Source organism: Paraburkholderia sp. GAS448 (assembly GCF_050435685.1).
In the GTDB taxonomy this organism is placed as follows: Bacteria; Pseudomonadota; Gammaproteobacteria; order Burkholderiales; family Burkholderiaceae; genus Paraburkholderia.
The window spans coordinates 32606-57435 of record NZ_JBNDKT010000009.1; the positions used below are offsets into that span (position 1 = coordinate 32606).

Below are 24830 nucleotides of genomic sequence, written 5' to 3' on the forward strand. Positions count from 1 at the left end.
ATAAACGATGGACAAACTCGAACAGTTCCTGACTCGCGCCGAAGCGGTACTCGGCCGTCTGGAAGCCATGCTTCCGCCAGCAGCACTCAGTATCGACTGGTCCGCGGCCGTCGCTTTCCGCTGGCGCAAGCGACAAGGCCGCGGCTATTTGCAGCCGGTGCCTGCCATCTCGACCATCACGCTCGACGACCTCAAGAACATCGAGCGGCAGAAATCGCTGATCGAACAGAACACACGCCAGTTCGTGCTGAAGCAGCCGGCCAACAACGTGCTGCTGACGGGCGCGCGCGGCACGGGCAAGTCGTCGCTGATCAAGGCCTGCCTGAACGCCTACGCGAAAGACGGGTTGCGCCTGATCGAAGTCGACAAGGACGACCTGCACGATCTCGGCGATATCGTTGATCTGATCGCACAGCGCCCGGAGCGTTTCGTCGTGTTCTGCGACGATCTTTCGTTCGAGGAAGGTGAATCGGGCTATAAGGCGCTGAAGGTGGCGCTCGATGGCTCGGTGGCCGCGCAGTCGGACAACGTGCTGATCTACGCGACGTCGAACCGACGCCATCTGATGCCCGAATACATGAGCGACAACGAGACGTACAAGCACACGTCCGATGGCGAAATTCATCCCGGCGAAGTGGTCGAAGAAAAGATTTCACTGTCCGAGCGATTCGGGCTGTGGGTGAGCTTCTATCCGTTCAAACAGGACGACTATCTGTCGATCGTTGGTCACTGGCTGCGGCATTTCGGCTGCGGCGACGCCGAAGTTGAAGCGGCACGGGGCGATGCGCTGGTGTGGGCATTGGAGCGCGGGTCGCGCTCGGGCCGCGTGGCGTGGCAGTTCGCGCGCGACTGGTCCGGCCGGAAGTCGCAAGCTTCGCCGGTGCCAGCGGCATGACCGGCGCGGCGGAGAGGTCCGGCACACGACCGGTGACGGAAGTGGCCGTCGGTGTGCTGGTGCAGCCGGACGGACGCTATCTGCTCGCGCAGCGGCCGGCCGGCAAGCCGTATGAAGGCTACTGGGAATTCCCCGGTGGCAAGCTGGAGCACGGTGAATCGGTCGAAGCCGCACTCAGCCGCGAACTGCATGAAGAACTGGGGATCGACGTCAAGACGAGCCAACGCTGGCATACGCTCGAACACGATTACCCGCATGCGTACGTGCGGCTCTATTTCTGCAAGGTGACGGACTGGAGCGGCGAGCCGCACGGACGGGAAGGCCAGGCCTTCGTCTGGCAGACGTTGCCCGCAGACGTATCGCCTCTTTTGCCGGCGACCATTCCGGTGCTGGAGTGGCTCGCGGCGGAGAAGTAGAGGATTGCCTCGCCGCCCGTCGAGACCGGTCGCCAGGTATCAATGCGGGTTATAGCCGCTCGAAGGCGTTTCGTCAGAAGGCGGTTCTTCATCCGTGCCGCCGATCTTGTACTTCTCGGCAGCCCAGGCGCCGAGGTCGATCTGCTTGCAGCGCTCGGAACAGAATGGGCGGAAGCGGTTTTCAGGTGTCCAGCGGACGTCCTTTCCGCAGGTTGGGCATTTGACGACAGTGGGCATACGGTCAGGCGATCAATCGAAAACAGGGGCAAGTCCAAATATGGGGGCGGTTTTAGCCGGTTCAAAGGGCCGGTTCTGCACGACCTGCTTCGCTTAACTTCACAGGCTGCACAGCGTCAGCTGAAAGGGCACATCAACGTCGACTGCGCGCGGCCGCAGATCCCCATCCTGAACGGTGAATCGCACCCACAGCATGTACTTGTTGGCGCTCGCTTCAGGGATCACCCGCAATTCGGGTACCACACGCACCTGCATGAGCTGATACGACCGGCCGGATAGCATTTGCTGGTAGCTTCCCTGCATCGCCATCACTTTCGACGCCTGACCGGATTCACGCGCGAGCCGCAGCACGATCGTTGCGGCGTCCCGCAGCGGCAGCAATGGCGTAACCCATTTGGCAATGTCCTGCCGGCGTTGATCGGGATGCGTCTGCTGCCATGCGTAATAAGACGGCAGATCGAACTTGCAGGTTCCGCCGGGAATGATGGCGCGGCTGCGAATGCTAGTGAGCCATTCATTGTCCGCAAGATGCTGGCCAGTCTTGCCCTGCATCTGCGTGAGTCCTGCCAGCGTCTGCTCGATCTCACCAAGGACAGCCTCGAGCGCATTTTGCTCGATGCCCGGATTGCCGCGGAACGGCGCAAGCGTCTGACGTTGCCGCTCAAGCTCTTTCATCAGATCCGACTTCAGATCCGCGCGGCCCGCGACTTCGGAGATTTCGAACAGGGTTGTCAGCGCGACGTGGTGCTCCCTGGCGTCCTCCTGGGTCAGAAAGAACGTGAAGCGCTCGAACAGGTCCTCGAGGCGCAACAGCGTACGGATTCGCTCGTTGAAGGGATACTCGTAAAGGATCAAGCGCGCTCGCCTCTGGCGTGGTCGGTGACGGGATTGCAGGACATTCTAATGCCGTGCGACTACCCTAGCAATCACACACTTTTTTCGCGGGTTCGCGCGCATTTTCTGCGCGGCATTTGCGCTTGCGGTCGATGGGTGCGGCGCAAGGCGCGCTGCCTGTGTTCTGCGCGCCTTGCGCCGCATGAGCGTTGCCCTTGCATGCCGGTGTCTTCGCTGCAGCGTGCGCACTACGGCTGCAGTCATCTGTCCTGGTCCGGTTACGTCAACGTGTCACGAACCGCCGGCAAGCGCAACATACCGGCGATGCAGTTCTTCGACTTCTTCAGCAAGTGATTCGACGGACGCACCTTCATTGACGATCACGTCGTCAGCAGCGGCGATGCGCTCGTCCCGGGTTGCCTGCCGCGAGATGATCGCGAGGACCTGTTCGCGCGTGAATGCGTTGCGGCGCATCACACGCGCAATCTGCGTTTCGACTGCACAGTCGACGACCAGCACCCTGTTCACGCGTGTCTTCCAGCGGCCCGATTCGACGAGCAGCGGTACCACGACCATCAGATACGGTCCGCGCGCCTCGTTGCGTTCGCGTTCGGTCTCGGCGCGGATCAGCGGATGCGTGATCGCTTCGAGCCGTTCCCGGGCGGTGTCGTCGCTGAAGATCAGCGCGCGCATCTTCGCGCGATCGAGCGAGCCGTCCGGCGCCACAAACGATGTGCCGAACTCGCTCGCGATCCTCTGCATCGCTGCACCGCCGGGTGCGGTAATGCGATGCGCGATCAGATCGGTGTCGATGACCGGAACGCCGCGCGCGGCGAAAAGATCCGCGACTGTCGATTTGCCGCTGCCGATTCCACCCGTCAGTCCCACAGCAAACATGTCTCAGCCTCCGAGAATCTGATAAAGCGGTGTGCCGAGAAAGAGCGTAGCAGCGCCGCCGGCGGCAAGGAACGGACCGAACGGCAGCGGCTCTTCGAAGCGCATGCGGCCGCGCCAGGTTGCGAGGAGTCCAACCACCGCGCCGGCGACGGCCGAAATCAATACGATCTGCGGCAGCGCGGCCCAGCCGAGCCACGCGCCCAAAGCGGCGAGAAGCTTGAAGTCGCCGTAGCCCATCCCTTCGATACCCCGCACGAGCTTGAACAGCCAATGCACGCACCATAGCGCAAGATATCCCGCGATCGCGCCGAGCACTGAGTCATGCAGCGTTGCGAACGTGCCATCGAAGTTGATGATCAGCCCGGCCCATAGCAGCGGCAACGTCATGGAATCCGGCAACAGGTGCGTATCGATATCGATGGCACTCATGGCGAGCAGTGCGGCGCACAGACCGAACGCGGCCAGCGCTGCGCCCGTCGCGCCGAACGTGACGAGTGCACCGGCCGCACACGCGGCGCTGACGAGTTCGATTGCCGGATAGCGGAGGCTGACCCGGGTGTGGCATTGCGAGCAACGGCCACGCAGCACCAGATAGCTCAACAACGGAATGTTTTCCCATGCCTTCAGCGTATGGCCGCAGCGCGGGCAGGCGCTGCGTGGCAGCCACAGGTTGTAGCGGCCGGGCAGACCGTCGTCAGCGGGCGGCTGTCCCGTCGTTTCGCTGACCTCGGCACGCCAGGCACGTTCGAGCATGATAGGCAGCCGATGTACAACGACGTTCAGGAAGCTGCCGACGACGAGCCCGAACATAACGGCGAACGCCATCTGTAACCCTGTGGGAAGTGTGCCGAACACCGCGCTCAGGTTGGCTGTGATCTGGCTCAACGGGTTGTTGAAAGGCGAGTCGGGCACGGATAGGGTGGCGCGCATGGCTGAATGATTGGATTTGGCAGCGATGCTACACCACGTTGCCGAGTTGAATGATGGGAAGATACATCGCGATCACCAGGCCGCCGACCAGCCCGCCCAGTACCACGATGACGAGCGGTTCGCACAGGCTCGCGAGCGTGCCGATCTTTTCGTCGACCTGACGGTCGCCAAGCGAAGCCACGTCGTTCAGCATCGCTGCCAGGGCGCCTGACTCCTCGGCAACGGCGACGGGCTGAACGATCTCTGCTGGAAAACAGCGCGTTGCGCGCATCGCGGCTGCGAGCCGTTCCCCGCGCCGCAGGCGTGCGCCAATGTCGACGGTGGCGCTGTCGAAGAAAGCATTGCCTGTGGCGTGTGTCAGTGAGTCGAATGCGTCCGTGAGCGGCGTGCCTGCGGACAGCAATGTGCCGAGGGCACGGCTCCAGCGGGCTGCGCAGAGCGTCGTCAGCAGAGCGCCTGCGATGGGCAGCCGGAGCGAAAAGCGCGCGAACGATTTACGCGCGGTGTCGGATCGCCGTAGCACGTATGCCGTCACGAGCACTGTCATCACGATGCACGCGAGCGTGGGCACGCTCCATCTCGCGACGCCCGCAGATAGCGCGATCACGAGCTGGGTAGGCACAGGGAGCTTTGCACCGAAGCCATCGAAGATCTGCTGGAACGTCGGCACAACCCAGACCAGCAGCGCAGCTGTAATGGCGAGTGCGAGCAGCAGGATCGCTGCCGGATAGGTGAGGGCGGCGCGCACCTTCGCACGCTGCGCGGCGGCGCGTTCGCGGTCGTCGGCGACGCGCGCCAACACCGTAGCCAGCGCACCCGATGCTTCACCTACTCTTATCAACTGACAATAAAGTGAATTGAACTGCGTGGGGTGCCGCGCGAGCGCGTCGGAAAAATGCAGCCCCGAGGTAATGTCGCGAGCGAGGGCACCGACGATTCGCGACATGCCGCGCCCATCGCGTCGTCCCGATGATTGCGCGAGGAGTTCAAGCGCAGGCGCGAGCGGCAAACCGGCGCGAAGAAGACTGGCGAGCTGGCGCGTGAACGAGGTGACTTCGATGGCGCGCGCTTTCGGGCGAGGCGCTTCACCACGTGCGTCGAGTTCGTACACGTACAGGCTGTCACGCCTTAGCATTGCGCGGGCGGTGCCTGCATCGGGCGCAATCACGCTGCCCGCACGTCGCAGACCGTTGGCATCAACGGCACGCCAGGAAAAGCGCAGATCGGGCGATGCCTCGAGGGATGAGCCGGAGGTTCTCATGCGATCTCGGTGGCGGCGAGCGCTTCTGCGAGACTGGTTGTGCCGTCGCGCACCCGCGCGAGGGCGGCTTCACGCAGCGTAGTGACATGCTCGGCATGTGCCTGCTTCGCGACGGCATGAGCGCCCGCGCGCGCGACGATCAGTTCGCGGGTCGCGTCGGACACCGCCATCACCTGATGGACGCCGATGCGACCGCGATAGCCGATACGGTGGCACGCGGGGCAGCCGCGCGCCGCATAGGGATGCCAGCCGGCGACCTGATCCTCAGGAAAGCCGGCTGCGCGCAGGGCGGTCGCTGACTCGTTCTCCGGTGTCCGGCACGCTTCGCAGAGCCGTCGGACGAGACGTTGTGCCGTCACCATACGCAATGCTGCCGCGAGGTTGTACGGCTCCACGCCGATGTCGATCAGGCGTGCGATGGCGGCGGGCGCATCGTTCGTATGCAGCGTCGAGAGTACGAGGTGGCCGGTCTGTGCGGCCTTCACCGCGACATCGGCCGTTTCTTCGTCGCGGATTTCGCCGACCATGATCACATCCGGATCCTGGCGGAGGAACGCCCGCAGGGCGACTGCGAATGTAAGTCCGGCTTTCTCGCGGACGCTGACCTGATTAATGCCTGCCAGCTGGATTTCGGCCGGGTCTTCGACTGAACAGATGTTGCGCGTTTCTGCGTTGAGCATCTGCAGGAAGCAATACAGCGACAGCGTTTTTCCGCTACCGGTCGGTCCGGTTACCAGCACGAGGCCGTGTGGTGCGCGGATCGCTGCGGCGACTGCTTCGCCCTGCAAAGGATCAAGTCCGAGGGCGTCGAGCGACAAAGTCGACGGCAGCGCTTCCAGACGCCGCAGGACGAGCTTTTCACCGTGCAGCGTCGGCAGTGAGTTGACGCGATAGTCCTCGATCCGGCCTGGTGCCACCGTGAGCCGCAGCCGGCCGTCCAACGGGATACGACGCTCGGCGATATCCATGCGGGCGAGCACTTTCACGCGCGTGATAAACGCATCGCGCAGATGGGAGGGCGGCCGTGCGAACTCATGCAATACGCCGTCGATCCGCAGGCGTATCCGCCAACCTTGTTCAGCGGGTTCGATGTGCAGATCCGACGCGTCGCGCCGTGCTGCTTCCAGGAGCGTATCGGTCAGGAGCTGAACGGCGGGAGTGCTGTCGGCCCCCGCAGCGAGGGACACTTCAGACACTGAAGCGCCGAAAGCGCCGTTTGCATGCGGCGCTGCTGCAGATGGCGCGTCCGGGTCCCCGCCGGCGGAGTTGGCCGGCGATCCAGCGGCAGTTGCCGGGCGAGGCCACGCAGCGTTGGAAGGCTTGAAATGAGGAGCGGAGGAGTGCATCGAAAATCGGCCAGAAGCCGCCTGTAGAACACGATGGTTCCATCATCGTGTCTCGCGTGCCGATGCACCACTCGGCCATCCGGCTAGTCTCGAAGTGTCTTTTTTACTTTTGCGCCGGCACGTGGGCCCGGACGGAATATTTTGACGGTGCGAATAGCCTGATCGTCACTACGCATGACTTCGAGCTTCACGTCGCCGATGCGCACGCAGACGTCGCCTTCGGGAATCTCTTCGAGGATCTCGAGAATGAGGCCGTTGAGCGTCTTCGGGCCGTCGGTGGGCAGTGTGAGGTGCAGCCAGCGGTTCAACTCGCGCAACGGCATGCTGCCGGCCACGATACATTCGCCGTTCTCATCCCAGCCACCGCGTGAACTTGCGCTACGTGGGATCGACGTGGTGAACTCACCGATCAGTTCCTCGATGATGTCTTCCGGTGTCACCAGACCTTGCAGTTCGCCGTATTCATTCACGACGAGCGCGGTGCGCTGACGGCTTTCCTGAAAATACTGGAGTTGCTGGAACACCGGCGTACCAGTCGGTACGAAATAAGGCTCGGCCAGCAGCTCACGCAACGTTTCGCGCTCCAGCTCCTGGTTATGAAGCGCCGCTAGCGTCTTGCGCACGTGCAGAACGCCGAGCACCCGGTCGATGTCGCCCTGATAGACGATCAGCTTGTTGTGATAGCAGGTTTCGAGCTGATGCAGGATCTGCTCGAAGGGCGCGTCGAAGTCGAGTGCCTCGATACGGCGGCGCGGAATCATCACGTCTTCGACCGATATGTTTTCGAGGTCGAACAGGTTCAGCAGGATGCTGCGGTGCTTGGTCGGCATGAAACTGCCGGATTCAAGCACGATTGTGCGCAGTTCCTCGGTGGACAGGCGCTGGTCGCGGCCCCCTTTTGTGTTGATGTGCAGCAGCCGCAGGATGCCATTTGCGAACAGATTGACGAACCAGACGACAGGCCGCGCGATGCGCATCATCGGCGCGATCAGCAGGCTGGCAGGCAGCGCGATTTTTTCCGGGAACGTTGCGCCGACGATTTTGGGCGTAATTTCCGCAAATACGATGATCAGAAATGCGACGATGCCGGTCGCGATTGACAGCACCAGATTATCGTGGCCGAAGGTGCGCAGTGCGATCGACGTGGTCATCACCGGAATGATCGTGTTCAACAGATTGTTGCCGATCAGGATGACGCTCAGCAGTTGGTCAGTGTGTGCCAGAAGCGCCTGTGTCGTCTTCGCGCCGAGCGTGCCCTGATTGGCGAGGTGCTTCAGGCGATGGCGATTCAGCGCCATCATTGCCGTCTCCGAGATGGAAAAAAAACCAGAGCAGACAAGCAACAGGAGGATGGCGCCTATTTGCGCCCATAAGGGAATTTGTTCCACGCGTCGCGAAGTATTGGAGATGGGATGGGGAGAATATAGCAGAGGGTGCCAGATGCGCCGGCCTGGCCGAATGGCGTAGGCCGACAGCCCGTGCATGCCGTACGGGCGAAAAAAAACCGCGCAGTTTCTGCGCGGTTTTTCAAAATTCTGGTCGGGGTGAGAGGATTCGAACCTCCGGCCTCTACGTCCCGAACGTAGCGCTCTACCAGGCTAAGCTACACCCCGAATTGTACTGCTTGGACTACAACAGCGTTCCAGTCTTGTTTAGGACTGCCTCGCCGTCGAGTAAGAACATAATTCTAGCAGGCTTTCTTTGTAAATGGAATCGGGAAACGAAGAAATTGCGGTGGCGGCGGCCTGTGCTTCCTTCTTTGCACATTCGAGCGTGTGATCCAGCGCGCCCGAGCGCGTGATAGCCTCAAAAATGGTTTCGAAGCGGTCGGTGCCGCCCTGTTCGATCGCCTCGCGCGCAAGTGCGGACTGTTCCGGTGTGCCGCGCTCGATCAGATAGATGAGGGGTAGCGTGGGCTTGCCTTCGCGGAGGTCGTCGCCGGCGTTTTTGCCCATTGATTCTGCCGTGCCCGTGTAGTCGAGCCAGTCGTCCATGATCTGGAACGCTGTGCCGATGCGGCGGCCGAATTCCGCGGCGGCCGATTCGATCGTAGCGTCGGCGCCGGCAAGTACGGCGCCGAGCTGGGCGGCGGCCTCGAACAGCTTTGCCGTCTTGTAGCGGATCACCTGCATGTAGCGGGCTTCGTCGACGTCGGCGTCGTGCATATTCAGAAGTTGCAACACTTCGCCTTCGGAGATGATGTTCGTCGCCTCGGACAGAATCTCCATCACGCGCATCTTGCCAACCGCGACCATCATCTGGAACGAGCGCGAGTACAGGAAATCGCCCACCAGCACGCTCGCCGCGTTACCAAACAGGGCATTGGCGGTCTGGCGGCCGCGGCGCAGATCGGACTCGTCGACGACGTCGTCGTGCAGCAGCGTGGCCGTATGGATGAACTCGACGACCGCAGCCAGTTCGTGTTTCGCGCCTGTCGTCTCGCCAAGTGCGCCCGCCACGAGCAGCAGCAGCGCGGGGCGCAGGCGCTTGCCTCCGGCGCTGATGATGTACTCGGAGATCTGGTTGATCAGCATCACCTCAGACGCCAGACGGTGCCGGATAACGCGATTCACCTGTTGCATGTCTTCGGCGATCGGGGCGAGGAGGCTGGCGGCGTTGGGGGAGGGGGTGGCAGTCGACGACATGATGGCGAATAGGAGTAGTGCCGCGAATTATAAGGCGAATCGCGTCCATTCCGCGCCGCAGACCGGGAGATCGGCGCATGTTTGGCCATTCAGCCAGGGATGGCGGCCTTCCGGGCGGATGTCAACCGTTTTTGACCGAACAGCTAACTCTATGTATAATCACAGGTTTCCGCGCGTGGTGCGTCGGGAAAATGAATACAGAGTGAGGTTCTCAATGTACGCGGTCATAAAAACCGGCGGCAAGCAGTATAAGGTTGCTGTCGGCGAAAAACTTAAAGTAGAACAGATACCGGCAGACATTGACGCTGAAATCACGCTCGACCAGGTTCTCGCAGTGGGCGAAGGCGAATCGATTAAGTTCGGTACGCCGCTGGTCAGTGGGGCTTCCGTCAAGGCTACCGTCGTGTCTCAAGGTCGTCACGCAAAAGTGACCATCTTCAAGATGCGTCGCCGGAAGCACTACCAGAAGCATGGCGGCCACCGCCAGAACTACACCGAACTGCGCATCGACGCGATCAACGCGTAAGCGCACCGGTCAAGGAGCAATCACATGGCACACAAAAAGGCAGGCGGATCGTCCCGGAACGGCCGCGACTCCGAGTCGAAACGTCTCGGCGTGAAAGTGTACGGCGGTCAGGCCATCAACGCTGGCGGCATCATCGTGCGCCAACGCGGCACGCGTATGCACCCGGGTGAAAACGTTGGTATCGGCAAGGATCACACCCTGTTCGCGCTGACGGACGGCCACGTCAAGTTCACGACGAAAGGCGCTGACAAGAAGCATCTGGTCAACGTAGTCCCGGCAGCAGCCTGAGTTTAATCAGGCACGGGCTTCAGGACCGGAACAAAGGCCCCGCGAAGTTGGCGGGGCCTTTTTTATTGCCGCCTGCAACGGTGGCTGGCCACTCGGAAGATTGGTCAACGCGCAAAGGGCGCGGCAAAATAGCATCAAACACGGGACGGAGTAACTCATGAAGTTCATTGACGAAGCGAGGATTGAAGTCATCGCCGGCGACGGAGGGGATGGCAGCGCGTCGATGCGCCGCGAGAAGTTCGTCCCATTCGGAGGTCCGGATGGCGGCGACGGCGGGCGTGGCGGCAGCGTGTATGCGGTGGCAGATCGCAACATCAACACGCTGATCGACTATCGTTATGCGAAAAAGCATCTGGCGCGCAACGGAGAAAACGGGCGCGGTGCGGATTGCTATGGCAAAGGCGGCGACGACATTACGCTGCGCATGCCGGTCGGCACGATCATTACCGATATGGACACAGGCGAACTGATCGCCGACCTCACCGAGCACAATCAAACGGTCCAGATCGCGAAGGGTGGCGCGGGCGGTCTCGGCAACCTGCATTTCAAGTCGAGTACGAATCGCGCGCCGCGACAGAAAACCGATGGCAAACCCGGTGAGCGGCGCATGGTGCGTCTCGAGTTGAAAGTGCTCGCGGATGTCGGTCTACTCGGCATGCCGAACGCCGGCAAATCGACCTTTATTTCGTCGGTATCGAACGCGAAGCCGAAGATCGCCGATTACCCGTTCACCACGCTCGCGCCGAACCTCGGTGTCGTGCGCGTCGGGCCGAGCCGCAGCTTCGTGATCGCCGACATTCCAGGTCTGATTGAAGGCGCGGCTGAAGGTGCCGGGCTTGGCCACCAGTTCCTGCGCCATCTGCAGCGCACGGGCGTGCTGCTGCATATCGTCGATCTTGCACCGTTTGATGACGCGGTGGACCCGGTCGCGGAAGCGCGGGCCATCGTCAACGAGCTGCGCAAATACGACGAGACGCTCTTCGAGAAGCCGCGCTGGCTCGTGCTGAACAAGCTCGACATGGTGCCCGAAGAAGAGCGCGAAGCGCGCGTCGCGGATTTCCTCAAGCGCTACGAATGGGACGGTCCGGTGTTTGAGATATCGGCACTGACCGGGCAGGGCTGCGAGAGTCTTTGCTACGCGATCTATGACTACGTCGCGGCCCACTCTGACGCACGGCGTGCAGCCGAGGCCGAAGATCTCGCCGCGGACGTGCGCTTTCGCGAGAAGCAGGAAGGCGAGGCCGGCGGAGAAGCTGCGCAGTAACAGGAATAGCAGCCTCTAGCCGTTCAAGCTCCCGCGACGCGGTTTCGTGGGGCGTCAGCAGGCATCACGCATTATCTTGGGAGACCGCGCACAATGCGTTCCGTCATCGCCGATTCCCGGCGCCTTGTAGTGAAAGTCGGCTCGAGTCTCGTCACCAACGACGGGCGCGGGCTCGATCACGCGGCGATCGGCCGCTGGGCCGCGCAGATCGCCGCGTTACGCTCGCAGGGCAAGGAAGTCGTGCTCGTCAGTTCGGGCGCGATTGCGGAAGGAATGCAACGCCTTGGCTGGACGAAGCGGCCGCGTGAGATCGATGAACTGCAGGCGGCTGCCGCGGTCGGGCAGATGGGGCTCGCACAGGTGTACGAGAGCCGGTTTGCCGAGCATTCGATCCGTACCGCGCAGATCCTGCTTACGCACGCCGACCTGGCCGATCGCGAACGCTACCTGAACGCACGTTCGACGCTGCTTACGCTGCTGCGTCTCGGTGTGGTGCCCATCATTAACGAGAACGACACGGTCGTCACCGACGAAATCAAGTTCGGCGACAACGACACGCTGGGTGCGCTGGTCGCGAACCTGATCGAAGGCGATGCGCTGATCATTCTCACCGATCAACAAGGTCTGTATACCGCGGATCCGCGCAAGGATCCGTCGGCCTCGCTCGTTGAGCAGGCTGACGCGGGCGCGCCGGAACTCGAGGCGATGGCAGGCGGCGCTGGTTCAAGTATCGGCCGCGGTGGCATGTTGACCAAGATTCTTGCTGCGAAGCGAGCGGCGCATAGCGGCGCAAACACAGTCATCGCCAGCGGCCGCGAAGCTGATGTGCTCGCGCGGCTCGCATCCGGTGAGGCAATTGGAACCCAGCTGATCGCGCGCACGGCGCGGATGGCTGCGCGCAAGCAGTGGATGGCAGACCATTTGCAGGTGCGCGGTCATGTCGTGATCGACGACGGTGCTGTCGAGAAGCTGACAGCAGGAGGCAAGAGCCTGTTGCCGATCGGCGTTGTCGGCGTGCAGGGCGCGTTCGCTCGCGGTGAGGTCATTGCCTGCCTGAGCGTTGCGGGACGGGAGGTGGCACGCGGCCTGACAAACTACAGCAGCGCGGAAACGAAGCTGATTCAGCGGCGGCCCAGCGGTGATATCGAGGCGGTGCTCGGCTACATGCTGGAGCCGGAATTGATCCATCGGGACAACCTGGTGCTCGTCTGAGCGTACCCCTCGTCTTGCCGAGATTCGTGCCGAGCGATAGCCAAGATGGCAGAAGTTCGGGCGCGGTCAGCAACGCAGGCAACGTAAGCCATGGCGTCGCACACGCAAAAAAGCCGTTTCAACTGATCGAAGCGGCTTTTTCGTATCTTCAGCCGGGGTGTGCCCGGTGCAACTGAATCTCAGCGTACCAGCACGCTTTGAGTGCGGTGATAGCGAACGTTATCAACGATCTGGTTCGCTTTCCCCAACGGGATCTTGTTCGCGCAGAAATAGTCCTGATACAGCGACGCATGATAGGCGTTCAAGTTGCCGTTTTCAATGCGAGTAAAGTCGTTGGCAACCGTTCGGTCCCAGCCGTTGTGATCCTCGTTGAGTCCAGCATACAGTCGCCACTCGTAGGTATCGCAGCGAATGCCTTCGTAGTTCACGTTGCGTGCGCCGCTCGGGCTTGTCACCACGACCGTATACCGCACAACGCCATCCGAACCGACGCTCACCGATTTGGCATCGAGCGAGAACTCCAGCGGCGTGTTTTGTGACACATCGAACGGCAGAAGGTCGCTATCCCGCGGCAGAGGTGGCAAGGTGTCGACCTTGTTTTCAACCCACGTGGACGGTTTGTCGAGCAGGTAGGCGAACGCGCTGTCGTCCTTGTTGCTGGGGGTGTTCGAATGTGCGCAGCCAGCCAGCAGAGCGCCCGTGGCGACACACGCCGCGGCGAGACCAAATGCTTTCAATATGATTTCCTCGAAACACCGGCGCGGCAATCCAGTTGCCGCGCCGGCAGATGCGGCAACTGGATTGCCGCACAGGGGTTCAATCGCGCATGTACGTCGACGTGCGGACGATGGAGCTTTCGGTTTCCCCACAATCCGTTTCGATCGTCGTGCGAATCGACGTCTCGACCGTCACCAGCGACACTGACGAGTCTTCCGACGCCGCCACGGACGTTACCATGCGGGGGTAGCGCGGCGCATGATGCCCGCCTGGCTTTTCCCCACGTGGCGCCGCGCGGCGCAGAAAACGCGATAATTCCGTCAACGCCAACTGATACACATCCCGCTTGAACTCGATGACACAGTCGAGCGGCACCCAGTACTCGTTCCAGCGCCACGCATCGAACTCCGGGTGATCGGTGGCGCGCAGGCAAATATCGCAGTCGCGCCCAACCATCCGGAGCAGGAACCAGATCTGTTTCTGGCCGCGGTAGTGACCGCGTACTTCACGCTTGATGAACTTGTCCGGCACCTCGTAACGCAACCAGTCGCGCGTGCGACCGATGACCTTGACGTGCTCCGGAAGCAGGCCGGTTTCTTCGTGTAACTCCCGATACATCGCTTGCACGGGGGTTTCACCATATTTGATGCCCCCTTGCGGAAACTGCCAGGAATGTTCACGGAGCCGCTTGCCCCAAAACACCTCGTTGTGCGCGTTCAAGAGGATGATGCCGACGTTCGGGCGAAAGCCTTCACGATCCAGCATACAACCACCTTCGAATCCTTTAAAATTGCTTTGATTATAAACAGATAACGGTCCTGACGCACCGAATCGCACCAGATTGGAACGATTCGCCGCAACAGGGCGTCGTCGAGGTAGTCTCCGGATCAGACCCTGCGGATTGGCACAGCCGTCCGCGCATGGTGCCGCCGCGTCGGCGCCATGGTCCGCGAATTCCCCGTTTGATCTCTTTGGACGGCTCAGATTGTGCCGCCGCTTTTGGAAAATTCTGAATGAAAGCCTCCCGTTTCTTTATCGGCACCCTGAAGGAAGCTCCCGCTGACGCCGAAATCGTCAGCCACAAGTTGATGGTGCGCGCCGGCATGATCCGTCGCGTCGCCGGCGGCATTTACAACTACCTGCCAGTCGGGCTGCGCTCGATCCGCAAGGTGGAAGCCATCGTGCGCGAGGAGATGAACCGGGCAGGTGCCATCGAACTGCTGATGCCGGCCGTTCAGCCGGCCGAACTGTGGCAGGAGTCGGGCCGCTGGGAGAAGTACGGTCCGGAACTTCTCCGCTTGAAGGATCGCAAGCAGAACGATTTCGTGATCGGGCCGACGCACGAAGAAGTCGTGACCGATATTGCGCGCAACCAGATCAAGAGCTACCGGCAGATGCCGGTGAACTTCTATCAGATCCAGACGAAGTTCCGCGACGAAATCCGTCCGCGTTTCGGCGTGATGCGCGGCCGCGAGTTCATCATGAAAGATGCCTATTCGTTCGATAAGGACATGGACGGTCTGCGCGAGTCGTACCGGAAGATGTACGACGCCTACGTCCGCATCTTCACGCGCCTCGGCCTCGATTTCCGCGCAGTCGCGGCGGACAACGGCTCGATCGGCGGCAGCGGCTCACATGAATTCCACGTGATCGCGGACACCGGCGAAGACGCAATCGCGTACTGTCCCACCTCCGACTTCGCGGCGAACGTCGAAGCTGCGGAAGCGCTGCCGCTCATCGCACAACGCGCGGCGCCCACCGAGCCGATGAAAAAGACCCCGACGCCCGGCAAAGCCAAGTGCGAAGCTGTCGCTGAGTACCTCGACATTCCGCTCGAACGCACGATCAAGTCGATCGTCCTCGCGACGGAAAACGAAGGCGCCGAGCCCACCATCTGGCTGCTGATGCTGCGCGGCGATCACGACATGAACGAGATCAAGGCGAGCAAGATCCCGGGTCTCGGTGAATTCCGTTTCGCGACGGAAGAAGAGATCGTCGAGTGGTTCGGCACCCCGCCCGGTTACCTCGGCCCGGTCGGCACAAACAAGCCGGTCACGGTGGTCGCGGACCGCACGGTTGCGAACATGAGCGACTTCGTCGTCGGCTCGAACGAGATCGACTTCCACACCACGGGCGTGAACTGGGGCCGCGATCTGCCTGAGCCGATTGTCGCGGACATCCGCAATGTGGTGAAGGGCGATCCGTCGCCGGATGGCAAGGGCGTGCTCGACATCTGCCGCGGCATCGAAGTCGGCCACGTGTTCCAGCTCGGCAGCAAGTACTCGGAAGCGATGAACGCGACCTTCCTCGACGAATCCGGCAAGCCGCAGCCGATGATCATGGGCTGCTACGGCATCGGCATCACGCGTATCCTTGGCGCCGCGATCGAACAGAATTACGACGACAAGGGCATCATCTGGCCGGAATCGATCGCGCCGTTCGAAGTCGTGCTGTGCCCGATGGGCTACGACCGCAGTGAAGCCGTGCGCGAGCAGGCCGACAGGCTGTACGCGGAACTGGTCGCAGCCGGCGTCGACGTGATTCTCGACGATCGCGGCGAGCGCCCCGGCGTGATGTTCGCCGACTGGGAGCTCATTGGCGTGCCGCACCGGATCGTGATCGGTGATCGTGGCCTGAAGGACGGCAAGGTCGAGTACCAGGGCCGCCGCGATACGGAGGCGACGCTGCTGCCGGTCGACAGTGCAGCCGTCACGGTGACGGAGAAGATTCGCGCAGCGCTTGTCCGCTAAGCGGAGCGGACGGTGGAGTACAACTTCCTGTCCGCGACGGTTCTGCTGATTCTGATCACGGATCCGCTCGGCAATATCCCGTTGTTCATCGGCTGCCTGCGGGGCGTAGCTCCGAATCGGCGGGTCGTCGTGATCCTGCGGGAAATCGCGATCGCGTTTGTGATCCTGCTGGTGTTCATGGTCGTCGGCGACCGCTTTCTGCGAATGATGAGTCTCACGGACCTGTCGTTGCGGATCGGTGGCGGGATCGTGCTCTTCCTGATCGCGCTCCGGATGATTTTCCCGCATCCGGACGGCCCGTTCGGTGGCGATGTTCGAGGCGGCGAGCCGCTGATCGTGCCGCTTGCGATTCCTGCGCTCGCTGGCCCGTCAGCGTTGGCTACGGTGATGCTGCTGACATCGCAGGCACCGGGCAAGACCTTCGAGTGGATCGGGGCGCTGACCGTCACAATGGTCGTCTGCGCGATCGTGCTGGTGCTGGCGGAGCGGATTCAGGCCCTGCTTGGCGAGCGTACCGTGATGGCCTTCGAGCGGCTGATGGGGCTCGTGCTGGCGGCCATTTCAGTCGAGATGATACTGGCGGGTATCAAGGCCTTCGTTCATCAGCTCTGATTCGAACCGGTTGCAGTCAGTCGGTATGTAAAAAAGCGGCCCGCGGGCCGCTTTTTCATTGGCGCTACCTTGTGCCGAAGGCGTATTACGCGCCCTCGGTCAATGCGCGGATAGTCGGCAGATTGCGCCAGTAACCCTTGGCATCCATCCCGCAGCCGAACACATAGCGATCTGGCACCTCGAAGCCACAGAAGTCCGGGTGCAACGGCTTGGCTTTCGGGATGATCTTTTCGCACAGGACCGCACAGAGGAAGCGCTTCGCGCCCATCGCGAGGATGCGGTTGCGGATCGCGGCCATCGTCTCGCCTTCATCGAGGATGTCATCGAGCACGAGCACGACCCGGTCCTTCACCGATTCCGCCGGGGCGACGCGCCATTGCATCTCGCTGCCGCCTTGAGTCGTGTTGCGATAGCGGGTCAGGTGGATGTAGTCGAATTCGAGCGGGAAATCGAGGTGCGGCAGCAGCATGCCGGTGAACACCGCTGCGCCGCCCATCACCGACAGCACGAGCGGGAAATCCTCGCTCATTTCGGCGCCGATGGCGCCGGCCATCCGCGTGATCGACGCGCTGACGTCGCTGGCCGAAACGATTTCTTCGGAGTGGCTGAAAACGTGGAGAGCTTCTTCGCGGTTCATGACGTCTGGCAGGCGGTAACTGTATACATAGTGTGGGAGAGAACGGCGGCACACGGTATAGCATAAACCCGCATAACCCGCGCGTCGCAAAACGCGCGTACCGCTTCGGCGCGGCGGCGAGCATGTGCCGCCGCCGCTCCGCGTGGCGTGCGCAATCAGCGGATACCGGGGAGCATGCCCTTCATGCCGCGCATCATCTTCTGCATGTTGCCGCCCTTCAACTTTTTCATCATCGTGCGCATCTGGTCGTACTGATTCAGCATGCGGTTGACTTCCTGTACCTGCACGCCCGCGCCTGCTGCAATGCGACGTTTGCGGGTGGCCTTGATCAGTTCGGGCTTGGCGCGCTCCTGCGGCGTCATCGAGTTGATGATGCCTTCCATGCGGCGCATCTGCTTTTCAGCCTGGTTCATATCGGCGCCGGCTGCGGCCTGCTGGAACTGGGCAGGCAGTTTGTCCATGAGCGTCGACAGGCCGCCCATGTTCTTCATCTGCGAAAGCTGCGCGCGGAAATCGTTGAGGTCGAAGTCGCCGCCTTTCTTGACCTTGTCGGCGAGCTTCTGCGCGGCCTGCACATCGACGCCGCGCTGGGCTTCCTCGACGAGCGCCAGAATGTCGCCCATGCCGAGAATCCGGTTTGCCATGCGGTCCGGATAGAAGATTTCGAGGCCGTCGAGTTTTTCCGCGACGCCGACGAACTTGATCGGCTTGCCCGTCACGTGGCGCACCGATAGCGCCGCGCCACCGCGCGAGTCGCCATCGAGCTTCGTCAGTACGACGCCGGTGAGCGGCAGGGCGTCATTGAACGCCTTCGCCGTGTTGACGGCATCCTGACCGAGCATCGCATCGACGACGAAGAGCGTTTCCGCTGGCTTCAACGTGCTGTGCAGCGCGGCGATTTCCTGCATCATCACTTCGTCGATGCCAAGACGCCCGGCCGTATCGACGAGCAGGACGTCGTGATAGTGGCGCTTCGCCCAGTCGACGGCGGCGCGCGCGATGTCGACCGGTTTCTGATCGGGTTCCGACGGGAAGAAGTCCGCGCCGACCTGTTCGGTCACCGTCTTCAGCTGCGCGATCGCAGCGGGGCGGTAGACGTCGCAGGACACGGTGAGCACTTTCTTCCTGTACTTCTCGCGCAGAAGTTTGGCGAGCTTGCCGACGGTGGTCGTCTTGCCGGCGCCCTGCAGACCCGCCATCAGGATGACGGCCGGCGGAGTCACGGCGAGATTCAGCTCCGCCGCCTTGCCTTCGTAGTCGCCGCCGATGACCGCGGTCAGCTCGCGCTGCACCACGCCGACGAGCGCCTGGCCCGGCGAGAGGCTGCTCAGCACTTCCTCGCCGAGCGCCTTCTCCTTCACCTTGGCGATGAATTCGCGCACGACGGGCAGCGCCACGTCGGCCTCGAGCAGCGCGAGGCGCACTTCGCGCAGCATTTCCTGGGTGTTCGCCTCGGTGAGCCGGGCTTCGCCGCGCAGCGTCTTGACGACGCGCGCCATCCGTTGAGTCAGATTGTCGAGCATGGGGAGCGATGTACAGTGCGGCCCGTGCAGCGCGAAGCAGGAGACGTCGCTAGGCAGGGGCCTGGTGTAAACTTCGAATATGGATATTGTACTGTATGCCCTCACCGCTCTCCTGTACGGCGGCCTCGCGGTCGCCGGGTGGCGCGCGCACCGGCACACCGCCTTGCGCCCGGTGCTCGAGAGCGTGCCGGCGGTGCCGGCTGCGGCGGGCCTGTCGGCGGCCTCTGGCATGAGCCAGGCGGGCCGCGCGCTGCTGCTGGTCGCGCTGCTGGCGCACGGGGTGCTGTTGCACACCACCATCTTTCCGCAGAACGCGATGGTGTTCGGGTTCGCGTTCGCGCTGTCGGCGATGTTCTGGCTCGGTGCCGGCATCTACTGGATCGAAAGCTTTTTTTTCCCGCTCGATGGCTTGCGTCTGCTGGTGCTGCCGCTCGCGTGCGTGGCGTCGCTGATGCCGCTCGCGTTCAACGGCGTGCGCGTGCTGCCGTATTCGGCGGCGCCGATGTTCAAGCTGCATTTTCTGATCGCCAACGTCGCGTACGGTCTCTTCGCGATTGCGGCGTTGCACGCTGTATTGATGCTGCTCGTCGAGCGCCGGCTGCACGCGATGCGCGGCGGCGCGCTGCAACGCCAGAATGCGGCGGCGGGGAACGGCTGGCTGTCGAGCTGGCTCGATACACTGCCGCCGCTCCTGACGCTGGAAAAACTGCTGTTCCGTCTGATTGGCGCGGGCTTCGTGCTGCTGACGCTGACACTCCTTTCCGGCATCCTCTTTAGCGAGCAGCTCGTGGATCGTGCGCTCAGCCTCGATCACAAGACCGTGTTTGCGATTCTCTCGTGGCTGATGTTCGGTGCGCTGCTGACAGCCCGCAAGGTGTCCGGTTGGCGGGGTCGCGCGGCGTTGCGCTGGGTGCTCGCGTCGTTTGTTGCGTTGCTGCTTGCGTACGTCGGCAGCCGTTTCGTTTTCGAGGTGCTGTTGCACCGCCCTGTGGTCTGACCGTCACCATGCGACAAATCTTTCTGCTGATTCTGCTGTTCATCGTCGGGAACTGGCTCGTGAAGGCGCTGCGCCGCGCTGATGCGCGTACGTCGTCGCGTACGGGCGCCTCGTCGTCCGGTGCCGCGAGCGGGCAGCGCCCGGGCAACGGCGCCGCTGGCGCACAGGGCAAGTCCGCTGCGCCGCAACTTGCCGAACCCATGATCCGTTGCGCCGAGTGCGGCGTGCACGCGCCGGAAAGCGACTCGATCGTCGTCGCCGGTCAGCCGTTCTGCAGCGCGGATCACGCACAGCGCCACGCGGCGCGGCAGTCGGGCCGCGACGCCCGATGAGCGGCGATTTCACCGTCGATGCTGACGGTTGGGTCGCAGCCGCACGCAAACTGCCGACGTCGAATTTCGAAGCGCGCCCTGAGGGCGTGCCGCCGACGCTCATCGTCGTTCACAACATCAGCCTGCCTCCCGACGAGTTCGGCGGCAGCGCGATCGCTGAACTCTTCCAGAACCGTCTCGACTGTGACGCGCATCCGTACTTCGACACGCATCTGCGCGGCGTCAAGGTGTCGGCGCACTTCGTGATCCATCGCGACGGCGCGCTTGAACAGTATGTATCGTGCGATGAGCGTGCCTGGCATGCGGGCCTGTCGAGCTTCTTCGGTCGCGAGCGCTGCAATGACTTCTCGATCGGCATCGAACTGGAAGGCAGCGACAAGACCGCGTTCGAACCGGCGCAATACCGGACCTTGAGCGCGCTTGTGACGGCCCTCGTCGGACACTATCCCATCGAAGCCCTCGCCGGGCACTCCGATATCGCGCCGGGTCGCAAGACCGATCCGGGTCCGCATTTCGAGTGGCCCCGTCTGCAGCGCGACACCAGGCTCGCGGATCGGTATTTCCCCTATCTCAAGTTTTCCGCGGCGTCATAAGGGGCATTCGGGAGGGCTTTGCGCAACGGGCCGAAAACGTTGCGCAGCCTTGTTTTCCGGGCAGTCCCGTCCGGCTTGGCCATGCGAAAAGTCAAGCGGCGGAGCGCAAATAAAATAATTTGAGATAGTCCCGAGTTCCACTATACTTTGTGTCAGGAATTCGATTTCGCACTAAATGTTGTGTAGATCAGGCGGCGCCCCGCTCCATGAGCATGGCGCCGCGTGCATTCCAGACGTTGAAAAAATACAGGTCCGGCATGGCTCGATGAGAGCGGGCACTGCCGGCAAATTCGGGGAAAGGGCACAGCCAGTGATCGCGACTCGCATGATGAAGACCGTCGTCCAGTCCGCCGTGTCGCATCCGGTCATCAGGCCTTGCTGGCCCATTCTCCGCACCCCAACGTTCGCGCCGGACACGGCGCGGCGATCGTACTAATCCGCGGGTTTCTCCGCACCATTCCAAGACCAGGAGCTTTGCACATGCAAACGACCGACAACGTGACGACCCGGTACGAGGGCGCACCCAGTCACTCCCTCGGCGGACAGGCACAGGGCGGCCAGCCGCTCACACCCCAGGCGACCTTCGCCGACTACAAGGTGATCCGTCGTAACGGCAGCGTGGTGTCGTTCGAGCCGTCGAAAATCGCGATCGCGGTGACAAAGGCATTTCTGGCCGTCAACGGCGGGCAAGGCGCGGCGTCGGCACGCGTGCGCGAACTGGTGGAGCAGCTCACGCAGAACGTCGTGCGCGCACTGCTGCGCAGCCGCCCGAACGGCGGCACGTTCCATATCGAAGACATCCAGGATCAGGTCGAACTCGCGCTGATGCGCGGCGGCGAACACAACGTCGCACGTGCGTACGTGCTGTATCGCGAGAAGCGCACGCAGGAGCGTAGCCATGAGCCGGAAGCGGCAGCGGGCGCGCCGGGTCTGAACGTGGTCGACGGAGGCGTGTCGCGTCCGCTCGATATGAACGCATTGCGCTCGATCATCGAATCGGCATGCGCGAATCTGGGCGACGCCGTGAGCGCCGAGCCGATCGTCGCGGAAACGGTGAAGAACCTGTACGACGGCGTGCCGATGAGCCAGGTCTATGACTCGGCCATCCTCGCTGCGCGCACGATGATCGAAAAGGATCCGGCCTACAGCCAGGTCACGGCCCGCATCCTGCTGCACACGATCCGCCGCGAGATCCTCGAAGAGGAAGTCACGCAGGGCGAAATGGGCGAGCGTTACGGCGAATACTTCCCGACCTTCATCAAGCGCGGCGTGCAGGCTGAACTGCTCGACGACAAGCTGATGCAGTTCGACCTGAAGCGTCTGGGCGCAGCGCTCGACGCCGACCGCGACCTGCAGTTCGGCTACCTCGGTCTGCAAACGCTGTATGACCGCTACTTCCTGCATAGCGATGGCGTGCGGATCGAAATGCCGCAGGCATTCTTTATGCGTGTCTCGATGGGTCTCGCGCTGAACGAGATCGACCGCGAAGCGCGTGCGATCGAGTTCTACAACGTGCTGTCGAGCTTCGACTTCATGAGCTCGACGCCGACGCTGTTCAACTCGGGCACGCGCCGCTCGCAACTGTCGTCGTGCTACCTGACGACGGTCGACGACGACCTCGACGGCATCTATGAGGCACTGAAGGAGAACGCGCTGCTGTCGAAGTTCGCCGGCGGCCTCGGCAACGACTGGACGCGCGTGCGTGCGCTCGGCTCGCATATCAAGGGCACCAACGGCAAGTCGCAGGGCGTCGTGCCGTTCCTGAAGGTGGTCAACGACACGGCCGTCGCGGTGAACCAGGGCGGCAAGCGCAAAGGCGCGGTCTGCGCATACCTGGAATCGTGGCACCTGGACATCGAAGAATTCCTCGAGCTGCGCAAGAATACCGGTGACGACCGTCGCCGCACGCACGACATGAACACGGCGAACTGGATTCCCGATCTGTTCATGAAGCGCGTGCACGAAGGCGGCGACTGGACGCTGTTCTCGCCGTCCACCTGCCCGGATCTGCACGACAAGTTCGGCGCCGAGTTCGAAGCGGCTTACACAGCTTACGAAGACAAGGTCGCGCGCGGCGAGATCAAGCTGTTCAAGAAGATCCCGGCGGCGCAACTGTGGCGCAAGATGCTCGGCATGCTGTTCGAAACCGGCCATCCGTGGATCACGTTCAAGGATCCGTGCAACATCCGTTCGCCGCAGCAGCACGTGGGCGTGGTGCACTCGTCGAACCTGTGCACGGAAATCACGCTGAACACCAGCGACAGCGAAATCGCCGTCTGCAACCTCGGCTCGGTCAACCTCGTCGCTCACCTGGCGAAGCAGGCCGACGGCACGCTGGCGCTCGACCACGACAAGCTGAAGCGCACCATCAGCGTCGCGATGCGCATGCTCGACAACGTGATCGACATCAATTACTACGCGGTCGCCAAGGCACGTAACTCGAACCTGAAGCACCGTCCGGTCGGCATGGGCATCATGGGCTTCCAGGACTGCCTGCACCTGCTGCGCACGCCGTACGCGTCGGAAGAGGCAGTCAGGTTCGCCGACACGTCGATGGAAGCGGTCTGCTACTACGCCTACTACGCGTCGACCGAGCTGGCTGCCGAGCGCGGCCGCTATTCGAGCTACCGCGGCTCGCTGTGGGATCGCGGCATCCTCCCGCAGGACACGCTGAAGCTGCTCGCCGAAGCGCGCGGCGGCTATGTCGAGGTGGATTCGAGCGAGTCGATGGACTGGACGGAGCTGCGTGGGCGCATCGCCACCTACGGCATGCGCAACTCGAACTGCGTGGCGATCGCGCCGACGGCGACGATCTCGAACATCATCGGCGTCTCGGCCTGTATCGAGCCGACGTTCCAGAACCTGTACGTGAAGTCGAACCTGTCGGGCGAATTCACGGTGGTGAACGACTACCTGGTGCGCGACCTGAAGGAACGCGGCTTGTGGGACGAAGTGATGGTCGCCGACCTGAAGTACTTCGACGGCACGCTGTCGCGCATCGACCGCATTCCGGCTGACCTCCGCGCGATCTACGCGACCGCGTTCGAAGTCGATCCGAAGTGGCTGGTCGAAGCGGCATCACGTCGCCAGAAGTGGATCGACCAGGCGCAGTCGCTCAACATCTACATGGGCGGCGCATCGGGCAAGAAGCTCGACGAGGTCTACAAGCTCGCGTGGCTGCGCGGTCTGAAGACGACCTATTACCTCCGCACGATGGCGGCGACGCACGTCGAGAAGTCGACGGTTGCGCACGGCGCGCTGAACGCGGTGTCCTCGGGCGGTGGCGAAAGCTCGGGCGGTGCAGCAGGCGGCGCGGCTGGTTTCGGCGCGAGCGGCGGTGCAGCATCGTCGGGTGGTTTGCAGGCAGCGGCGGCTCATGCAGCCTCCGTGGCGCCCGCCGCAGTCGCGGTGGAAGCAGCGCCGGAAGCAGACGGTCCGGTGTGCATGATGCGTCCGGGCGATCCGGGCTTCGAAGAGTGCGAAGCGTGCCAGTAAGGCAGACGGCCGGCGCAAGCCGGTCGTGAGGGAAGCGGTGAGCGGTGATCCTGGAAAGAGGCGCCGCTCATCGAAGTGAAGCAGCGAAGTGAAGCAGAGGCAAGACTTCTGCCTCGCAGCAGCAAGACATCGAACCGGCAACACCTCGCGCACCGCGGCATCATCGACGCCCGTCGACGACTGCGAGAAAACCCTGAACTTTGCGCTCGTCGGGTAGCCCGAAAGAGAAGGCAGCGCAGTAGAGAAAGCCAGGCGACACAGATTTGAAGTGCCTCGACACGCACAGGCAACGCACAGACCGAGCATGAGCGACGCAGGCGCATCGCATGCACGACCCGGTGCTTCGACATCGCAGCAACGACACTTCAACGTTGCTTCGCGTCACGCGAAGTCAGTTCGAAGCGAGGCACTTTTGATGAAGCG

Annotated in this window: 24 protein-coding genes and 1 tRNA gene; 12 read left to right on the top strand and 13 right to left on the bottom strand. The window is 62.5% G+C overall.

Annotated elements, in window-relative coordinates; translation table 11 throughout:
• Window positions 1-7 precede the first annotated feature (7 nt).
• Together P3T23_RS18175 and P3T23_RS18180 are read left to right on the top strand one after the other, a co-directional pair.
• Window positions 8-895, top strand: a complete 888-nt coding sequence (locus P3T23_RS18175) for an ATP-binding protein (protein ID WP_429317542.1) — start codon at window positions 8-10, stop codon at window positions 893-895.
• Window positions 892-1311: an NUDIX domain-containing protein gene (locus tag P3T23_RS18180; RefSeq protein ID WP_429317543.1), complete on the top strand. Its 420-nt coding sequence runs from the start codon at window positions 892-894 to the stop codon at window positions 1309-1311. Before P3T23_RS18175 ends, P3T23_RS18180 begins: the two co-directional genes overlap by 4 nt.
• Before the next feature lie 39 nt (window positions 1312-1350).
• On the opposite strand, the gene yacG is transcribed toward P3T23_RS18180, so the two are convergent.
• The 9 genes from yacG to P3T23_RS18225 all read right to left on the bottom strand — a co-directional run bounded on the left by yacG (window position 1351) and on the right by P3T23_RS18225 (window position 9461).
• Window positions 1351-1548, bottom strand: a complete 198-nt coding sequence (gene yacG / locus P3T23_RS18185; protein WP_133661046.1) for a DNA gyrase inhibitor YacG — start codon at window positions 1546-1548, stop codon at window positions 1351-1353.
• A gap of 99 nt (window positions 1549-1647) precedes the next feature.
• Entirely contained in the window at window positions 1648-2403 is a 756-nt protein-coding gene (gene zapD, locus P3T23_RS18190; protein ID WP_429317544.1) for a cell division protein ZapD, read from the bottom strand.
• 270 nt (window positions 2404-2673) lie between these two features.
• Complete coding sequence (gene coaE / locus P3T23_RS18195) at window positions 2674-3279, bottom strand: dephospho-CoA kinase (RefSeq protein ID WP_429317545.1); 606 nt, start codon at window positions 3277-3279, stop codon at window positions 2674-2676.
• A gap of 3 nt (window positions 3280-3282) precedes the next feature.
• Entirely contained in the window at window positions 3283-4209 is a 927-nt protein-coding gene (locus P3T23_RS18200; RefSeq protein WP_429317546.1) for a prepilin peptidase, read from the bottom strand.
• A gap of 28 nt (window positions 4210-4237) precedes the next feature.
• Window positions 4238-5470, bottom strand: a complete 1233-nt coding sequence (locus P3T23_RS18205; RefSeq protein ID WP_429317547.1) for a type II secretion system F family protein — start codon at window positions 5468-5470, stop codon at window positions 4238-4240.
• Complete coding sequence (locus P3T23_RS18210; RefSeq protein ID WP_429317548.1) at window positions 5467-6816, bottom strand: GspE/PulE family protein; 1350 nt, start codon at window positions 6814-6816, stop codon at window positions 5467-5469. The genes P3T23_RS18205 and P3T23_RS18210 overlap by 4 nt, the downstream gene beginning before the upstream one ends.
• A gap of 83 nt (window positions 6817-6899) precedes the next feature.
• On the bottom strand, window positions 6900-8204 hold the full coding sequence (locus P3T23_RS18215; RefSeq protein WP_429317549.1) for an HlyC/CorC family transporter: 1305 nt from the start codon (window positions 8202-8204) through the stop codon (window positions 6900-6902).
• A gap of 148 nt (window positions 8205-8352) precedes the next feature.
• Window positions 8353-8429: transfer RNA gene (locus P3T23_RS18220), tRNA-Pro, on the bottom strand.
• Between the two features lie 39 nt (window positions 8430-8468).
• Complete coding sequence (locus tag P3T23_RS18225; RefSeq protein ID WP_429317550.1) at window positions 8469-9461, bottom strand: polyprenyl synthetase family protein; 993 nt, start codon at window positions 9459-9461, stop codon at window positions 8469-8471.
• A gap of 214 nt (window positions 9462-9675) precedes the next feature.
• Here P3T23_RS18225 and rplU point away from each other — a divergent pair, with 214 nt between their 5' ends.
• From rplU to proB, 4 genes are all read left to right on the top strand, one after another.
• The gene (gene rplU / locus P3T23_RS18230; protein ID WP_007180329.1) at window positions 9676-9987 is read left to right on the top strand and encodes a 50S ribosomal protein L21; all 312 of its coding nucleotides are present in this window, start codon (window positions 9676-9678) and stop codon (window positions 9985-9987) included.
• Window positions 9988-10011: 24 nt separating this feature from the next.
• A complete protein-coding gene (rpmA, locus tag P3T23_RS18235) occupies window positions 10012-10275 on the top strand; it encodes a 50S ribosomal protein L27 (RefSeq protein WP_090538089.1) in 264 nt (87 codons plus the stop codon).
• 157 nt (window positions 10276-10432) lie between these two features.
• Window positions 10433-11539 carry an Obg family GTPase CgtA gene (gene cgtA / locus P3T23_RS18240; RefSeq protein WP_429317551.1) on the top strand — a complete coding sequence of 369 codons (1107 nt, stop codon included), beginning with the start codon at window positions 10433-10435 and terminating at the stop codon, window positions 11537-11539.
• A 93-nt stretch (window positions 11540-11632) separates the two neighbouring features.
• Complete coding sequence (proB, locus tag P3T23_RS18245; RefSeq protein ID WP_429317552.1) at window positions 11633-12751, top strand: glutamate 5-kinase; 1119 nt, start codon at window positions 11633-11635, stop codon at window positions 12749-12751.
• A gap of 179 nt (window positions 12752-12930) precedes the next feature.
• Here the strand turns inward: proB and P3T23_RS18250 are convergent, their stop codons facing one another.
• Together P3T23_RS18250 and P3T23_RS18255 are read right to left on the bottom strand one after the other, a co-directional pair.
• On the bottom strand, window positions 12931-13488 hold the full coding sequence (locus P3T23_RS18250; RefSeq protein WP_429317553.1) for a CNP1-like family protein: 558 nt from the start codon (window positions 13486-13488) through the stop codon (window positions 12931-12933).
• A gap of 79 nt (window positions 13489-13567) precedes the next feature.
• Window positions 13568-14233, bottom strand: coding sequence for an RNA pyrophosphohydrolase (locus P3T23_RS18255; protein ID WP_429317747.1), 666 nt, complete (start codon window positions 14231-14233; stop codon window positions 13568-13570).
• A gap of 248 nt (window positions 14234-14481) precedes the next feature.
• Here P3T23_RS18255 and P3T23_RS18260 point away from each other — a divergent pair, with 248 nt between their 5' ends.
• Both P3T23_RS18260 and P3T23_RS18265 read left to right on the top strand, forming a co-directional pair.
• Window positions 14482-16218: a proline--tRNA ligase gene (locus P3T23_RS18260; RefSeq protein ID WP_429317554.1), complete on the top strand. Its 1737-nt coding sequence runs from the start codon at window positions 14482-14484 to the stop codon at window positions 16216-16218.
• Window positions 16219-16230: 12 nt separating this feature from the next.
• Complete coding sequence (locus P3T23_RS18265) at window positions 16231-16830, top strand: MarC family protein (RefSeq protein WP_429317555.1); 600 nt, start codon at window positions 16231-16233, stop codon at window positions 16828-16830.
• Window positions 16831-16915: 85 nt separating this feature from the next.
• On the opposite strand, the gene P3T23_RS18270 is transcribed toward P3T23_RS18265, so the two are convergent.
• Both P3T23_RS18270 and ffh read right to left on the bottom strand, forming a co-directional pair.
• On the bottom strand, window positions 16916-17467 hold the full coding sequence (locus P3T23_RS18270) for a hypoxanthine-guanine phosphoribosyltransferase (protein ID WP_429317556.1): 552 nt from the start codon (window positions 17465-17467) through the stop codon (window positions 16916-16918).
• Between the two features lie 155 nt (window positions 17468-17622).
• Entirely contained in the window at window positions 17623-18990 is a 1368-nt protein-coding gene (ffh, locus tag P3T23_RS18275) for a signal recognition particle protein (RefSeq protein ID WP_429317557.1), read from the bottom strand.
• Between the two features lie 79 nt (window positions 18991-19069).
• On the opposite strand from ffh, the gene P3T23_RS18280 reads away from it, so the two are divergent.
• The 4 genes from P3T23_RS18280 to P3T23_RS18295 all read left to right on the top strand — a co-directional run bounded on the left by P3T23_RS18280 (window position 19070) and on the right by P3T23_RS18295 (window position 24407).
• Window positions 19070-19987 (top strand): cytochrome C assembly family protein, encoded by a 918-nt coding sequence (locus tag P3T23_RS18280; RefSeq protein ID WP_429317558.1) that lies wholly within the window; start codon window positions 19070-19072, stop codon window positions 19985-19987.
• Window positions 19988-19995: 8 nt separating this feature from the next.
• The gene (locus tag P3T23_RS18285; RefSeq protein ID WP_429317559.1) at window positions 19996-20319 is read left to right on the top strand and encodes a PP0621 family protein; all 324 of its coding nucleotides are present in this window, start codon (window positions 19996-19998) and stop codon (window positions 20317-20319) included.
• Entirely contained in the window at window positions 20316-20912 is a 597-nt protein-coding gene (gene ampD / locus P3T23_RS18290; protein WP_429317560.1) for a 1,6-anhydro-N-acetylmuramyl-L-alanine amidase AmpD, read from the top strand. Before P3T23_RS18285 ends, ampD begins: the two co-directional genes overlap by 4 nt.
• A gap of 480 nt (window positions 20913-21392) precedes the next feature.
• Window positions 21393-24407 (top strand): ribonucleoside-diphosphate reductase subunit alpha, encoded by a 3015-nt coding sequence (locus P3T23_RS18295; protein WP_429317561.1) that lies wholly within the window; start codon window positions 21393-21395, stop codon window positions 24405-24407.
• Window positions 24408-24830: the final 423 nt, after the last annotated feature.

Excerpts from the sequence above, each read along its gene's own strand:
- P3T23_RS18175 (WP_429317542.1), top strand. The coding sequence starts at position 8 with ATGGACAAACTCGAACAGTTCCTGACTCGCGCCGAAGCGGTACTCGGC.
- P3T23_RS18180 (WP_429317543.1), top strand. The coding sequence starts at position 892 with ATGACCGGCGCGGCGGAGAGGTCCGGCACACGACCGGTGACGGAAGTG.
- yacG (WP_133661046.1), bottom strand. The coding sequence starts at position 1,548 with ATGCCCACTGTCGTCAAATGCCCAACCTGCGGAAAGGACGTCCGCTGG.
- coaE (WP_429317545.1), bottom strand. The coding sequence starts at position 3,279 with ATGTTTGCTGTGGGACTGACGGGTGGAATCGGCAGCGGCAAATCGACA.
- P3T23_RS18200 (WP_429317546.1), bottom strand. The coding sequence starts at position 4,209 with ATGCGCGCCACCCTATCCGTGCCCGACTCGCCTTTCAACAACCCGTTG.
- P3T23_RS18205 (WP_429317547.1), bottom strand. The coding sequence starts at position 5,470 with ATGAGAACCTCCGGCTCATCCCTCGAGGCATCGCCCGATCTGCGCTTT.
- P3T23_RS18210 (WP_429317548.1), bottom strand. The coding sequence starts at position 6,816 with ATGCACTCCTCCGCTCCTCATTTCAAGCCTTCCAACGCTGCGTGGCCT.
- P3T23_RS18225 (WP_429317550.1), bottom strand. The coding sequence starts at position 9,461 with ATGTCGTCGACTGCCACCCCCTCCCCCAACGCCGCCAGCCTCCTCGCC.
- rplU (WP_007180329.1), top strand. The coding sequence starts at position 9,676 with ATGTACGCGGTCATAAAAACCGGCGGCAAGCAGTATAAGGTTGCTGTC.
- rpmA (WP_090538089.1), top strand. The coding sequence starts at position 10,012 with ATGGCACACAAAAAGGCAGGCGGATCGTCCCGGAACGGCCGCGACTCC.
- cgtA (WP_429317551.1), top strand. The coding sequence starts at position 10,433 with ATGAAGTTCATTGACGAAGCGAGGATTGAAGTCATCGCCGGCGACGGA.
- proB (WP_429317552.1), top strand. The coding sequence starts at position 11,633 with ATGCGTTCCGTCATCGCCGATTCCCGGCGCCTTGTAGTGAAAGTCGGC.
- P3T23_RS18255 (WP_429317747.1), bottom strand. The coding sequence starts at position 14,233 with ATGCTGGATCGTGAAGGCTTTCGCCCGAACGTCGGCATCATCCTCTTG.
- P3T23_RS18260 (WP_429317554.1), top strand. The coding sequence starts at position 14,482 with ATGAAAGCCTCCCGTTTCTTTATCGGCACCCTGAAGGAAGCTCCCGCT.
- P3T23_RS18270 (WP_429317556.1), bottom strand. The coding sequence starts at position 17,467 with ATGAACCGCGAAGAAGCTCTCCACGTTTTCAGCCACTCCGAAGAAATC.
- ffh (WP_429317557.1), bottom strand. The coding sequence starts at position 18,990 with ATGCTCGACAATCTGACTCAACGGATGGCGCGCGTCGTCAAGACGCTG.
- P3T23_RS18280 (WP_429317558.1), top strand. The coding sequence starts at position 19,070 with ATGGATATTGTACTGTATGCCCTCACCGCTCTCCTGTACGGCGGCCTC.
- P3T23_RS18285 (WP_429317559.1), top strand. The coding sequence starts at position 19,996 with ATGCGACAAATCTTTCTGCTGATTCTGCTGTTCATCGTCGGGAACTGG.
- ampD (WP_429317560.1), top strand. The coding sequence starts at position 20,316 with ATGAGCGGCGATTTCACCGTCGATGCTGACGGTTGGGTCGCAGCCGCA.
- P3T23_RS18295 (WP_429317561.1), top strand. The coding sequence starts at position 21,393 with ATGCAAACGACCGACAACGTGACGACCCGGTACGAGGGCGCACCCAGT.